This window comes from Neorhizobium sp. BT27B, from assembly GCF_050455485.1.
Lineage (GTDB): Bacteria > Pseudomonadota > Alphaproteobacteria > Rhizobiales > Rhizobiaceae > Neorhizobium.
Genome location: NZ_JBCIYT010000004.1, coordinates 82,581 through 95,379, shown reverse-complemented (window position 1 = coordinate 95,379; position 12,799 = coordinate 82,581). Strand labels below are relative to the sequence as shown.

Genomic DNA, 12,799 nt, shown 5'->3' with positions numbered 1-12,799 from the left:
ATCAGGCCGCCTTCGGATCAAGGACGTCGCGCAGCGCGTCGCCGAGGAAGTTGAAGGCCAGCGAAACCATGAAGATCGCGATGCCGGGAATGGCGGCAACCCACCACTGTTCGAAGATGAAGCGCTTGGCAGTCGCAATCATCGCACCCCATTCCGGCGACGGCGGCTGCGCGCCCATGCCGAGGAAGCCGAGCGAGGCGGCGGTGATGATGATCGAGGACATGTCGAGCGTGACGCGCACGATCAGCGTCGGCACGCAGAGCGGCATGATGTGGCGGAAGATGATGCGCCACGAAGAGCCACCGGTCAGGCGGTAAGCCGCGATGAAGTCGCTGCCGCGAACGGTCAGCGTTTCGGCGCGTGCCATGCGGGCATAAGGCGGCCATGCGGTCAGCGCGATGGCGAGCACGGCGCTTTCGACACCGGGCTGCAGGGCGGCCACGAAAGCGAGCGCCAGAACCAGACGCGGGAAGGCCAGAAAGATGTCGGTGATGCGCATCAGGATGGTATCGACGACGCCGCCGAAATAACCGGCGATGCAGCCGATGGCGAGCCCGATCGGAGCCACGAGAACCACGACGGCGATAACCATGCCCAGCGTGACGCGGCCGCCGTAGAACAGGCGCGAATAGATGTCGCGGCCGAGTTCGTCGGTGCCGAACCAGTGAGCGGCACTCGGCGCGGCCAGACGATTGGCAAGATCCTGCGCTGCCGGATCATGCGTTGCCAGCAGCGGCGCGAACAGGGCGATGCCGATGAAGATCAGGATGATGGTCAGGCCGATCATGCCGAGCGGATTGCCGCGCAGGTTCAGCCAGATGCGGTACCAGTTGCCCCAGGCGGCCTGGCGGCGCGAGGACGGATTTTCGTCCAGCGCCCAGTTTCGGAAGGTGGCGATCATTATTGTACCCGTGGATCGAGGACGCGGTAGAGAATGTCCGCAATCAGGTTGAGGCCGACATAGATGAGGCCGATCAGAAGCGTGGTGCCGATGACCGGGTTCATGTCCGCATTCATCAGCGAAACGGTCAGATATTGGCCGATGCCCGGCCACGAGAACACGGTCTCTGTGACAACGGCGCCTTCGAGAAGGCCGGCATAGGTCAGCGCGATGACGGTGACGAGCTGCACGGCAACCGTCGGGAAGGCGTGACCCCAGATAACCGTGGTCAGCGACAGACCCTTGGCGCGGGCGGTGATGACATACTCACCCTTCAGCGCGTCGATCATGAAGGCGCGCGTCATGCGGGCGATATAGGCCATCGAAAAATAGGCAAGGATGATGACCGGCTGCGCCATATGCGCCAGCGCGTCCCGGAAGGCATCGAAATCGCCGGCAATCAGCGTGTCGATGGTCAGGATGCCGGTGACCGTATCGATCATGCCGTCAAAGATGATGTCCTGCCGGCCGGGGCCGGGGGCGATATCGAGCCACGAATAGAAGATCAAAAGCGAGATCAGCGACAGCATGAACACCGGCACGGAATGGCCGGCAAGGCAGACGACGCGGATGGCCTGATCGGTCAACGAGCCCTGACGGACGGCCGCCCAGACGCCGAGCGGAATGCCGATCAGTGCCGCCAGCAGCAGGGCTGCGGTGGCAAGCTCGAACGTCGCCGGGAAAAAGCGGACGATATCGGTCGCGACCGGGTTCTTGGTCAGAACCGACATGCCGAAATCGCCATGGATCAGCTGGTTGAGATAATGCAGGAACTGCACCGGAATGGGCTGATCAAGGCCCATCTCAGTGCGTACGCGAAGAATGACATCCTCCGGTGCATTGTCGCCAACGGCGGCAATGACCGGATCGACCGGCATGACCCGGCCGATGAGGAAAGTCAGCACAGTCAAACCGAACAGCGTCAGGAGGACGCTGCTCAGTGTTGCTGCAAGGCTTTTGAAACGCTTGTTCACGCCTTGGAAGTCTCCAGATAAGAATTGCCTTCAGACAGAACGCCGAGCTGGAAGCCGGTGGTGTTCTTGCGGCAGGCAGCTGTCTTGGTGGTCTGGAACATGACGGCGAACGGGCTGTTTTCCATGAACTCGCGCTGCAGGGCTTCGTAAAGTTCCAGACGCTTTGCCGGGTCCTTCTCGTCGCGGGCAGCTTCTGCCTTGGCGGCCAGGTCATCGTTCTTGAAGCTGGAGCGCCATGCGAACGGCTTCTTCTTGGCGTCGTCCGAATTGTCCTTGTTGATGCAGAACACTTCGGCGTTCGAGTTCGGATCGAAATAGTCCGTGCCCCATGCCGACAGTGCCATTTCATGGCCGCGGGCGCGCATCTTGGTGAGAACCTGACGGTTTTCAGCCGACTGCAGCTTTACGCGGATGCCGATGGCGCCGAGGTTGGCCTGGATCGCCTGTGCGAGATCCGGGTAGGGCTGGGCCGCATAGTGGTCGAGGGTGATGTCGAAACCGTCTGCGAGACCGGCCTCGGCCATCAGTGCCTTGGCCTTTTCGACGTTCTGCTTGAACGGCGTGTCGGTGACGGTGCCCGGGAAACCGGCAGGCTCCATGCTCTGGTGAACGACGTGCGTCAGCGGCACGATGTTCTTCTGCATGCCTTCGTAATCGAGCGCCCACTTCACAGCCTGCCATACCTGCGGCTTGGCAAGGTTGGCATTGTTCTGGTTGAGCGAGATCAGCACCAGCGAAGCGATCTGCTTGCGCACCAGCGTGACGTTTTCGTCAGACTGCAGCGCCTTTAGCTGTTCCGAGGTCAGGTCGCGGGCAATATCGACGTCGCCCTTCTGGAGCATCAGCATCTGCGAGGACGGATCGACAACGTGGCGGATGATGACACGCTTCAGGTTGCCCTTGTAAGGACCGTGTTCGTTCAGCGTCAGCGCGATGCTTTCCGAAGCCTTCCAGGCCTGCAGCTTGAACGGGCCGGAACCGGCGCTGTTCTTCTGCAACCAGGCATTGCCGAGGTCGCCGTTCACTTCGTTTTCGAGAACGGTCTTCTTTTCGACGATGGCGCCGATGTTCGCCGACAGGCAGAACAGCAGGAAGGAGATCGCGGTGGGTGTTTCGGTCGTCAGCGTGACGGTCTTTGCGTCCTTGGCGACGATGCGGGCTTCAACATTGTCAGCCGTGAAGCCGAACTGGTTGATGATGAAGGCCGGGCTCTTGTTCATCTTGATGGCGCGCTGCAGCGAGAACGCAACGTCGTCGGCCGTGACGGCAGCGCCGGAGGCGAACTTGGCATCGGCCAGCTTGAAGGTGAAAACCTTGTTGTCGGCATCGGCTTCCCAGGAAGCGGCAATGACCGGGGTCACGGTGTCGGGGTTGTCGCTGTTGGCGCGTACCAGCTTCTGGTACATGTTGCTGATCATCTCGCCGCCGACGGCCTCAAAACCCTCATGCGGGTCAAGGCTGGTCATGTTGTCGAGCTGCTGTGCAACGACCAGAATATCCTTCGGCGTGGCCGCAAAAGCGGTTTCGGCCAGTTCGAGATAGGACAGGAACGGGACGGCTGCGCCGCCGATCAGAAAGTTGCGTCTTGATACCATTGCTATATTCCCCTTGATAAGCCGGCCCCTGGGATTTGAGGGGCAGGCAAGATTTTGCCGCAATTTTCGGCGGTCTTAACAGTGCGTTTAAAAACCGACCAATTCCATTTTTCGCATAGGTTATGCGCGGTTTGCATTTGCGACCGCGCCACCACCTACTTACGGATAACCGAAACCTCAATGCTCCGGCGGGACACTTCAGAAAATGTTGAACAATTTTCTTCCGATCTTCGATGGCCATAATGACGTGCTGCTTCGCCTGCGACGCGACGGCGGCGCTGATCCGGTAAAGCGTTTTCTCGAGGGAGAAGATGTCGGGCATATCGACTTGCCGCGCGCCAAGGCCGGCGGTCTGGCCGGTGGCCTCTGCGCTATCTACGTTCCTTCGCCAAGCATGACGAAGGACGCGAACGGTGATTACCCGACGCCGACGCAGCCGGATGCCATCAATGAAACGCTGGCGATGGCGCGGTTGTTGTTCGATATCGAGGCACGGTCGCAAGGTGGTGTGACGGTGTGCCGCACGGCCGATGATATCCGCCGCTCGATCGAAACCGGCAGCTTTGCCGCGGTCTTCCACATCGAGGGCGCGGAAGCGGTGGCCGCCGATCTTGATGCGCTTTACGTGCTGCATCAGGCAGGCCTGCGCACACTCGGCCCGGTCTGGAGCCGCCCGAACGTCTTTGCCTATGGTGTGCCGTTCCGTTACCCGTCGACGCCGGATATCGGCCCGGGCCTCACTGAGGCTGGCCGCGATCTCATCCGCGCCTGCAACGAGCTGAAAATCATGGTTGACCTGTCGCACATGAACGAGGCCGGCTTCTGGGAAATTGCCAAGCTTTCGAATGCGCCGCTGGTCGCCTCGCATTCCAACGTGCATGCGCTGTGCAACCACAGCCGCAACCTGACCGACCGCCAGCTCGACGCCATCCGCGATACGGACGGTCTCGTCGGCATCAATTTTGGCGTTCTGTTCTTGCGTGACGACGGCATTAAGGATGCCAATACCAGTCTCGACCTGCTGGTGCGCCATGTCGCCTATATTGCCGAGCGGATCGGCATCGACCGCGTGGCGCTCGGTTCCGACTTCGACGGCACTACGATCCCGAACGAAATCAAGGATGCAGCCGGACTGCCGCGTCTGGTCGAGGCGCTGCGCAAACATGGCTTCAACGACGCGGAATTGAAGAAGATCGGCCACGAGAACTGGATTTCCGTTCTCGAACGCACTTGGGCCTGAGAAGGTTCAGTCCACGTCCGGCTTGAACGAAAGCTCGAACCGGTCCGCGAGAAAGCGCGTGCGCACGCTCTGGACCGGTTTGTCCTCCATATCGACATCGACGGCATTGCTGATCAACACGATGGCGTCGGCTGCGCATTGCAGCAGTTCGGCGTCATGGGGTGACACGCGCTCGGCGGTGATGCGGGTTTCGCGGCGGCGGTAATCGCTGACGCCCGATTTTTGCAATGCCTGCGTGATCGAGCCGGTTTCCGCGTAAGCCGAAATGATGTCTGGAAAACGCTCCACCGAAAACAGCGAGGTGGAGCGCGACATCGGCATGCCATCCACCACGGCCAGCCGCTCCAGCCGGTGCAAAGGCGCGCCGACCGAGATATTCAGCAATGCCGCCTGCCGCGCATCGGCGGCCACACGCTCTGCGCCGATCAGCCGGCCTGACGGCTCGATCGACTGTTTCATCATGTTTTCGCGAAAACGCACGCGCTCGCCGATCGGATAGATGACGCGTGGCGGCTGGGCGTTGACAAATGTGCCGCGACCGCGCTCGGCGCGCAGCAATCCCTCGGTCGAGAGAGCCGCAATGGCGCGGCGCACCGTATGGCGGTTGACGCCATGACGTTCGGCAAGCTCGACCTCGGGCGGAAGCTGCTGTGCGATCACGCCGGAAGCGATGTCGGCGCGGATGGCGTCGGCGACGCGGCGCCAGCGGGAAATGCCGTCATCGAGGGCGTGCATGAGGGTAGTCCTTAAAAAATGCGAAATGTCATCAAGCTGTCACTGGTCAGGCTCTATAACCTCGATTAGATTAGTTGTCTACACAAATAGACAAATAGGTGCGACATGACAGCAGAAACAGCGAATGCGCGGAGAAAGCGGGCCCTGGATGCGATGGCGTCCATGCCGGCCAGTTTGCTCCATGAACTTTACAATCAGAATACAGCCGGCGCGCCCGGCGCCATTGCGGTTCGTGGTCCGGAAATCGGCGCCATCATGCTGCGCGGCCGGATCGGCGGCGGTGGTGCGCCGTTCAATCTCGGCGAGGCCAGCGTGACACGCGCCACGGTGCGGCTGGAGAGCGGTGAACTCGGCCATTCGATCGTGCTCGGTCGTGATGCCGACAAGGCGCGTATGGTCGCCCATCTCGATGCGCTGCGCCAGCTGCCGGACTGGGTGGCCCGCGTGGAAAAATCGATTGTCGAGCCGGCGCTGCAGCATGCCCGCGATCAGGCCGCAATTCAGGCTGAAGAGACGGAAGCGACGCGTGTCGACTTCTTCACCATGGTGCGGGGAGAAGACTGATGAGTGTTTCGATCAATGCGCGTTCGGAAGGCCATGTCTTTGAAGGTGGCTTTGCCAATCCGGTGATGGATAGTCAGGCCGTATTTCGTCGTGTGATGAATGCGCTGGCGCAGCCGGGCACCATTGCCGATCTCGCCGGCTTCGTTACCCCGCCGGCACCAATGTCGCAGGCAGCAGCCGCCATCCTGCTGACGCTTGCCGATTACGATACGCCCGTCTGGTTCGAAAAGCCGGAAAACAATGACGACGCCATCGGCTGGATGTCGTTTCACACCGGTGCGCCGCGCACGGCCGATGTTCTTCGCGCCGGTTTTGCCGTGCTGGAAAAGGCAAGTCCCGTTTCAGCATGGGCATCCTTCCCGATCGGCACCAGCGATTACCCGGATCGTTCCGCCACGCTGCTTCTGCCGGTCGAAAGCCTTGTCGGCGGTCAGCCTCTGACACTCACCGGCCCCGGCATCGAAACGCAAACGGTGATCGCACCTAGCGGCCTGCCGGAGGGATTTGTCGCCGTCATGGCGGAAAACCGCGCCGCTTATCCGCTCGGGCTGGATGTCGTGCTGGTTTGCGGCGGTGAGGCGATCGCGCTCCCCCGCACGACGCGGATCGAGGAGTTCTGACATGTATGTAGCCGTAAAAGGCGGGGAAGCCGCCATTGCCAATGCCCACCGTCTGCTGGCCGATCGTCGTCGTGGTGATCGTGATGTACCGGCGCTGACGCTGGAGCAGATTACCGGCCAACTGGCGCTCGCCGTCGATCGTGTCATGGCCGAAGGTTCGCTCTACGATCCAGATCTCGCCGCCATGGCCGTGCGCCAGTCGCGTGGCGACATGATCGAGGCGATCTTTCTGCTGCGTGCCTACCGCACCACGCTGGCGCGTTTCGGAAATTCGCGGCCGATCGATACCGCGAAGATGCGCATCGAACGCCGTGTCTCCGCCACCTATAAGGATATTCCGGGTGGCCAGCTTCTGGGGCCGACCTTCGATTACACCCACCGCCTGATCGATCCGGCCATGGCTGGAGACGCGCCGGTCGATGAACCGCTGCGCCGTGCCCGCGAGGATGAGCGCCGCGCACCTCGGGTGACCGACATTCTCAACGATGAAGGCCTGATCGAGCGCGATGTTCTGTCCGACGAAGAGCCGGGTGACCTTACCCGCGATCCGACCGCTTTTCCGGCCGATCGCGATGTGCGCCTTCAGGCTCTGGCGCGTGGCGACGAGGGTTTTCTCCTCTCGCTCGGGTATTCGACGCAGCGCGGTTACGGCCGCACCCATCCGTTTGTCGGTGAAATCCGCATCGGTCTGGTCGATGTCGAGATCGATGTGCCGGAACTCGGTTTTGCCGTCTCGCTCGGCAGCGTTCGGGTGACCGAATGCCAGATGGTGTCGCAGTTCACCGGCGGCAGCGAAGAGGGCGCAAAGTTCACCCGTGGTTACGGTCTGGTTTTCGGCCAGTCCGAACGCAAGGCGATGGCCATGAGCCTCGTTGACCGCGCCCTGCGCGCCGACGAATTCGATGAACAGCGGCTGGCGCCGGCGCAGGATGAGGAATTCGTGCTCGCCCATTGCGACAACGTGCAGGCGACAGGTTTCGTCGAACACCTGAAACTGCCGCATTACGTCGACTTCCAGGCCGAACTCGACCTGTTGCGCACGTTGAACACGGCCAAGGCCACTAACGACGAGATGAGGGAGGCCGCGGAATGACCCTTCCAGAGTACAATTTCGCCTATCTGGACGAACAGACAAAGCGGATGATCCGCCGCGCGATCCTGAAAGGCATCGCCATCCCCGGTTATCAGGTGCCGTTCGCCTCGCGCGAAATGCCGATGCCATATGGCTGGGGCACCGGCGGTGTGCAGGTGACGGCGGCGATCCTCGGGCCCGACGATGTACTGAAGGTTATCGATCAGGGCGCCGACGACACCACCAATGCAGTTTCCATCCGCGCCTTTTTCGCCAAGACTGCCAATGTGGCGACGACGACGAAAACAGCCGACGCAACGGTCATCCAGACGCGACACCGTATCCCGGAAGCGCCGCTCTCCGCCGGTCAGGTCATCGTCTATCAGGTGCCGATCCCGGAACCCCTACGTTTCCTCGAGCCGCGCGAGACCGAAACCCGTGTCATGCACGGGCTGGAGGAATACGGCCTCATCCATGTAAAACTCTACGAGGATATTGCCCAGCACGGTCATATCGCCACCACCTATGCCTATCCGGTCAAGGTCGAGGATCGGTATGTCATGGACCCATCGCCGATCCCGAAATTCGACAATCCAAAGATGAACGGTTCGCCGGCCTTGCAGTTGTTCGGTGCCGGTCGCGAAAAGCGCATTTACGCGCTGCCGCCCTTCACCCATGTCGTCAGCCTCGATTTCGAGGATCACCCGTTTCAGGTGCAGAAATTCAAGCAGCCCTGCGCGCTCTGTAACGCCACCGGCGTCTATCTCGACGAAGTGGTGACCGATGATCGCGGCGGCCGCATGTATGTCTGCTCCGATACCGACCATTGCGAAACGCGCCGTCAAGACGGCCATCACGGGACGGGCCTGCCGATTGCGGGCCAAGAGACCGTCAAGGAGGACGCGGCATGACCTCTCCCATCCTTTCCGTCCGAGACCTTGAGCGCCGTTACGGCGATTTCATCGGCTGCACGGATATCTCCTTCGATGTCTGGCCGGGCGAAGTGGTCGCTATCGTCGGTGAATCCGGCTCCGGCAAGACGACGCTGCTCAACTGCATTTCCGGTCGGCTGGAGCGTTCCAGCGGCAGCATCCAATACCATATGCGCGACGGTCGGTTTCCTGATTTGGCCGACCTGTCGGAAGCCGAGCGGCGCTTTCTGATGCGTACCGACTGGGGTTTTGTGCACCAGAACCCCGCCGATGGTCTTCGCATGCGGGTTTCCGCCGGTGCCAATGTCGGCGAACGCCTGATGGCGATCGGTGATCGCCATTATGGCGAGATCCGCGATACCGCCACCGAATGGCTCGGCCGCGTGGAAATCGCCGGTGACCGTATCGATGACAAGCCTGTCGCCTTTTCCGGCGGCATGCGTCAGCGCCTGCAGATCGCCCGCAATCTCGTCACCCGCCCGCGCCTGATCTTCATGGACGAGCCGACCGGTGGTCTGGACGTCTCGGTGCAGGCGCGTGTGCTCGATCTTTTGCGTGGTCTCGTCAGCGATCTCGGGCTTGCGGTGGTGATCGTCACCCACGATCTGGCAGTCGCCCGCCTTCTGTCGCAGCGGATGATCGTCATGAAGAATGGGCGCATCGTCGAAACCGGTCTCACCGACCGCGTGCTCGATGATCCGCATCATCCCTATACCCAGCTTCTCGTCGCCTCGATCCTGGAGTCGTGATCATGACCGTTGTAATCCAAGAGACAGGCAACGCGCTTCTTTCAGTGCGGCAGGTGGCAAAGTCCTTCACCATGCATCTGCGTGACGGCGTCATCCTGCCGGTCGTCAATGATGTGAATTTCGAACTGTTTGCCGGCGAATGTGTCGTGCTCGGCGGACCGTCGGGCGTCGGCAAGTCGTCGATCCTGCGTATGGTCTACGGCAATTACGCCATCGACAGCGGCGAAATCCTGATCCGCGACAGGACATCGGGCGAGGCTCGTGATCTCGGTGCCGGTGATCCGCGTCTTGTGCTCGATCTGCGGCGAGATTGCATCGGCTACGTCAGCCAGTTTTTGCGCGCAGTCCCCCGTGTCTCGGCGCTCGATATCGTCGCCGAACCGCTGGTGTCGCGTGGTGTCGACCGGGCTGTTGCTGCCGAAAAGGCAGCTGGCCTGCTCAACCGCCTGCATCTGCCGGAAGCGCTGTTCGACCTGCCACCCGCCACCTTCTCCGGTGGCGAAAAACAGCGCGTCAACATCGCTCGTGGTTTCATCACCGATCACCCGATCCTGCTGCTCGACGAGCCGACGGCGTCGCTCGATGCCGCCAATCGTGACGTGGTCATTTCGATGATCCAGGAAAAACTGGATGCCGGCACTGCCATCCTCGGCATCTTTCACGATCAACCGGTGCGTGATGCGGTGGCGACTCGCACCATCGATGTCTCCGCCTTCTCCGCACGAAAGGCCGCGTGATGCAAAAGCAGCTTTCCGCCACCGTTCCCTTTGTTGATCCGACCGCCGTCGTGACTGACAGCAAGCTCGGTCGTTACACTGAAGTGGCGGCCGGCTCGATCGTCACCGAAACCACAATGGGCGATTATTCCTATGTCAGGGAAAATTGCATGGTGTGGTGCGCGGAGATCGGCAAGTTCGTCAACATTGCCGCTGCCGTCCGCCTCAATGCCACCAATCACCCGACTGAACGCGCAACACTGCACCACTTCACCTACCGTGCCGGCGATTATTTCGACGGCGCCGAAAACGAGGCGGACTTCTTTGCAGCCCGCCGCGCGAAGCGCGTGATCATCGGCCATGATGTCTGGATCGGCCACGGCGTGACCGTGCTGCCCGGCGTGAAGGTCGGCAATGGTGCGGTGATCGGGGCAGGGGCCGTCGTCAGCCGGGATGTGGCGCCCTACACCATCGTCGGTGGCGTGCCGGCCAAGCTGATCCGCGAGCGTTTTTCCGCCGGTATCGGCGCGCGCATGGATGCACTTGCATGGTGGGATTGGCCTCACGAACAGTTGTTCGAAGCATTGCAGGATTTTCGTGACCTGTCTGCAGAAGACTTCCTGGGGAAATACGGCGTCTGACACAGAAGTTTCACGCAAATGTCGCCGAAACATCACCAAAACATCGTCAGAGTTTCTTGAAACCCGAACCGTTCAGGGGAAGAAAATGACAGCCATTACCGTCTCTAATCTGTCGAAGACTTTTGGACGCAACCGCGCCCTCGACAAGGTGAGCCTCACCGTCGAGCCCGGCGAGATGGTGGCCCTGATCGGCGCGTCGGGCTCCGGCAAGAGCACGTTGATCCGCCACATTGCCGGCCTCGAAACCGCCGATATCAAGGGTGGCCGTATCGATGTGCTGGGCGATCTGTGTCAGGACGGCGGGCGCATCAACCCGCGGCTGAAGCGCGGCCGCGTCTCGGTCATCTTCCAGCAGTTCAATCTGGTCGGCCGTCTGTCGGTGATGACCAATGTGCTGATCGGCCATCTGGGCCGCACGCCGCGCTGGCGCGGTACACTCGGTCTCTTCAATCGCGACGAAAAGCAGGTGGCGCACCGTGCTCTGGAGCGTGTCGGTATTCCGCAGGTGTTTGCCCAGCGGTCCTCGACGCTCTCGGGCGGCCAGCAGCAGCGCGCAGCGATTGCCCGCACGCTGGTGCAGGAAGCGGAAATTCTGATCGCCGACGAACCGATCTCGGCGCTGGACCCATCCTCTGCCCGCCGCGTCATGGACGTCCTGTCCAGCATCAATTCCGAAGACGGCATCACCGTCGTCGTGTCGCTGCATCAGGTGGAATATGCGCGCCGTTATTGCCCGCGCACCATCGCCATGCGTGACGGCGCGATCGTCTATGACGGACCGTCGACTGCGCTTTCCAACGAATTCCTGGCCGAACTTTACGGTGCGGCCTCGGAAGAACTGGTCCTGCCGGATGCCCCGGCCGGTCAAGCTGCTCCCAGCGTTGCCGCGGAGCGAGAACGTCCACGGGCCGAGCTGGAGCTCGCCTGATCACTCTTTGAAAACTCGGAGAAATACGATGAACGCTCTACTGAAAAGCATGGCGACGATGTCCGTCGTCTTCACCATGAGCTCCGCAGCCTTTGCGGCAGACACGATCAATTTTGGCATCATCTCGACCGAATCCCAGCAGAACCTGAAGACCAGCTGGCAGCCGCTGCTCGACGACATGAAGGAAAAGACCGGCCTCGACGTCAAGCCGTTCTTCGCCTCCGATTACGCCGGCATCATCGAAGGCATGCGCTTCAACAAGGTGCAGATGGCCTGGTACGGCAACAAGTCGGCGATGGAAGCCGTCGATCGCGCCGATGGCGAAGTATTCGTGCAGAGCGTCGCCGCCACCGGCGAGCCGGGCTACTGGTCCGTTGTCATCGTTCCGAAGGACAGCCCGATCCAGAACATCGATCAGGTCCTGAAATGCGACCAGTCGATCAACTTTGGCCTCGGTGACCCGAACTCCACCTCCGGCTTCCTCGTTCCGATGACCTTCGTGTTCTCCAAGAACAATATCGAGCCGAAGAAGTGCTTCAAGAACGTCACCAATGCCAACCACGAAACCAATGCCATGGCCGTTGCCAACAAGCAGGTTGATGCTGCTGCCAACAACACTGAGAGCATGGCGCTGATCAAGCAGAACAATCCGAAGGCTTACGACAACATCCGCGAAATCTGGCGCTCGCCGCTGATCCCGGCTGACCCGATCGTCTGGCGCAAGGATCTGTCGGAAGAAAACAAGGGCAAGATCCGCGAATTCTTCCTGACCTACGGCACCGACAAGTCGAAGGGCAATGTCGAGGAAGAAAAGAAGATCCTTGCTGGCCTGAAGTGGGCACCGTTCCGCGCCTCGAGCGACAACCAGCTTCTGCCGATCCGCGTCATGGAACTGACCAAGTCGATCAGCCAGACGCAGGGCGACGCCAAGCTGGACGCTGCCGCCAAGGAAGCCAAGATCAAGGATCTGACGGCCCAGAAGACCAAGTTCGAAGCCGAACTCGCCAAGGTCAGCACCAACTGATTTCAGTTGGTCTGAACGATCGCGGGGCAGGCTTTTGGGCCTGCCCCGGCTAACGCCGAAGGGCGCAAG

General features: G+C 61.0%; 14 protein-coding genes. 10 read left to right on the top strand and 4 right to left on the bottom strand.

All coding sequences use genetic code 11. From position 1 onward, the window contains the following. Nucleotide 1 precedes the first annotated feature (1 nt). The 3 genes from nikC to AAIH70_RS12225 are packed head-to-tail and all read right to left on the bottom strand — an operon-like array spanning nt 2 to nt 3,509. Nucleotides 2-904, bottom strand: coding sequence for a nickel transporter permease (gene nikC, locus AAIH70_RS12235; protein WP_132275917.1), 903 nt, complete (start codon nt 902-904; stop codon nt 2-4). Continuing rightward, nucleotides 901-1,914 (bottom strand): ABC transporter permease, encoded by a 1,014-nt coding sequence (locus AAIH70_RS12230; protein ID WP_132275533.1) that lies wholly within the window; start codon nt 1,912-1,914, stop codon nt 901-903. The genes nikC and AAIH70_RS12230 overlap by 4 nt, the downstream gene beginning before the upstream one ends. Beyond that, entirely contained in the window at nt 1,911-3,509 is a 1,599-nt protein-coding gene (locus AAIH70_RS12225; protein WP_132275536.1) for an ABC transporter substrate-binding protein, read from the bottom strand. Before AAIH70_RS12225 ends, AAIH70_RS12230 begins: the two co-directional genes overlap by 4 nt. A gap of 205 nt (nt 3,510-3,714) precedes the next feature. Here AAIH70_RS12225 and AAIH70_RS12220 point away from each other — a divergent pair, with 205 nt between their 5' ends. Then, nucleotides 3,715-4,749 (top strand): dipeptidase, encoded by a 1,035-nt coding sequence (locus AAIH70_RS12220; RefSeq protein WP_132275539.1) that lies wholly within the window; start codon nt 3,715-3,717, stop codon nt 4,747-4,749. 6 nt (nt 4,750-4,755) lie between these two features. On the opposite strand, the gene phnF is transcribed toward AAIH70_RS12220, so the two are convergent. Then, nucleotides 4,756-5,484, bottom strand: a complete 729-nt coding sequence (gene phnF / locus AAIH70_RS12215; RefSeq protein ID WP_132275542.1) for a phosphonate metabolism transcriptional regulator PhnF — start codon at nt 5,482-5,484, stop codon at nt 4,756-4,758. Between the two features lie 162 nt (nt 5,485-5,646). Here phnF and phnG point away from each other — a divergent pair, with 162 nt between their 5' ends. The 9 genes from phnG (at nt 5,647) to phnD (ending at nt 12,730) form a co-directional block, all read left to right on the top strand. Next, nucleotides 5,647-6,048 carry a phosphonate C-P lyase system protein PhnG gene (phnG, locus tag AAIH70_RS12210; protein WP_245519194.1) on the top strand — a complete coding sequence of 134 codons (402 nt, stop codon included), beginning with the start codon at nt 5,647-5,649 and terminating at the stop codon, nt 6,046-6,048. Beyond that, entirely contained in the window at nt 6,048-6,668 is a 621-nt protein-coding gene (gene phnH, locus AAIH70_RS12205; protein WP_132275548.1) for a phosphonate C-P lyase system protein PhnH, read from the top strand. The genes phnG and phnH overlap by 1 nt, the downstream gene beginning before the upstream one ends. Before the next feature lies 1 nt (nt 6,669). Continuing rightward, nucleotides 6,670-7,761, top strand: coding sequence for a carbon-phosphorus lyase complex subunit PhnI (locus AAIH70_RS12200; RefSeq protein WP_132275551.1), 1,092 nt, complete (start codon nt 6,670-6,672; stop codon nt 7,759-7,761). Next, nucleotides 7,758-8,651 carry an alpha-D-ribose 1-methylphosphonate 5-phosphate C-P-lyase PhnJ gene (locus AAIH70_RS12195; protein ID WP_132275554.1) on the top strand — a complete coding sequence of 298 codons (894 nt, stop codon included), beginning with the start codon at nt 7,758-7,760 and terminating at the stop codon, nt 8,649-8,651. Before AAIH70_RS12200 ends, AAIH70_RS12195 begins: the two co-directional genes overlap by 4 nt. Further along, entirely contained in the window at nt 8,648-9,421 is a 774-nt protein-coding gene (phnK, locus tag AAIH70_RS12190; RefSeq protein ID WP_132275557.1) for a phosphonate C-P lyase system protein PhnK, read from the top strand. Before AAIH70_RS12195 ends, phnK begins: the two co-directional genes overlap by 4 nt. Nucleotides 9,422-9,423: 2 nt before the next feature. Then, complete coding sequence (phnL, locus tag AAIH70_RS12185; RefSeq protein WP_132275560.1) at nt 9,424-10,158, top strand: phosphonate C-P lyase system protein PhnL; 735 nt, start codon at nt 9,424-9,426, stop codon at nt 10,156-10,158. Continuing rightward, nucleotides 10,158-10,778 carry a DapH/DapD/GlmU-related protein gene (locus AAIH70_RS12180; protein WP_132275919.1) on the top strand — a complete coding sequence of 207 codons (621 nt, stop codon included), beginning with the start codon at nt 10,158-10,160 and terminating at the stop codon, nt 10,776-10,778. The genes phnL and AAIH70_RS12180 overlap by 1 nt, the downstream gene beginning before the upstream one ends. Nucleotides 10,779-10,863: 85 nt before the next feature. Further along, nucleotides 10,864-11,706, top strand: a complete 843-nt coding sequence (phnC, locus tag AAIH70_RS12175; protein WP_132275563.1) for a phosphonate ABC transporter ATP-binding protein — start codon at nt 10,864-10,866, stop codon at nt 11,704-11,706. A gap of 28 nt (nt 11,707-11,734) precedes the next feature. Then, nucleotides 11,735-12,730, top strand: coding sequence for a phosphonate ABC transporter substrate-binding protein (gene phnD, locus AAIH70_RS12170; protein ID WP_132275566.1), 996 nt, complete (start codon nt 11,735-11,737; stop codon nt 12,728-12,730). Nucleotides 12,731-12,799 lie beyond the last annotated feature (69 nt).

Bases quoted from the DNA above. Each gene is read 5' to 3' on its own strand.
- AAIH70_RS12225 (WP_132275536.1), bottom strand. From the start codon at position 3,509: ATGGTATCAAGACGCAACTTTCTGATCGGCGGCGCAGCCGTCCCGTTC.
- AAIH70_RS12220 (WP_132275539.1), top strand. From the start codon at position 3,715: ATGTTGAACAATTTTCTTCCGATCTTCGATGGCCATAATGACGTGCTG.
- phnF (WP_132275542.1), bottom strand. From the start codon at position 5,484: ATGCACGCCCTCGATGACGGCATTTCCCGCTGGCGCCGCGTCGCCGAC.
- phnG (WP_245519194.1), top strand. From the start codon at position 5,647: ATGCCGGCCAGTTTGCTCCATGAACTTTACAATCAGAATACAGCCGGC.
- phnH (WP_132275548.1), top strand. From the start codon at position 6,048: ATGAGTGTTTCGATCAATGCGCGTTCGGAAGGCCATGTCTTTGAAGGT.
- AAIH70_RS12200 (WP_132275551.1), top strand. From the start codon at position 6,670: ATGTATGTAGCCGTAAAAGGCGGGGAAGCCGCCATTGCCAATGCCCAC.
- AAIH70_RS12195 (WP_132275554.1), top strand. From the start codon at position 7,758: ATGACCCTTCCAGAGTACAATTTCGCCTATCTGGACGAACAGACAAAG.
- phnK (WP_132275557.1), top strand. From the start codon at position 8,648: ATGACCTCTCCCATCCTTTCCGTCCGAGACCTTGAGCGCCGTTACGGC.
- phnL (WP_132275560.1), top strand. From the start codon at position 9,424: ATGACCGTTGTAATCCAAGAGACAGGCAACGCGCTTCTTTCAGTGCGG.
- AAIH70_RS12180 (WP_132275919.1), top strand. From the start codon at position 10,158: ATGCAAAAGCAGCTTTCCGCCACCGTTCCCTTTGTTGATCCGACCGCC.
- phnC (WP_132275563.1), top strand. From the start codon at position 10,864: ATGACAGCCATTACCGTCTCTAATCTGTCGAAGACTTTTGGACGCAAC.
- phnD (WP_132275566.1), top strand. From the start codon at position 11,735: ATGAACGCTCTACTGAAAAGCATGGCGACGATGTCCGTCGTCTTCACC.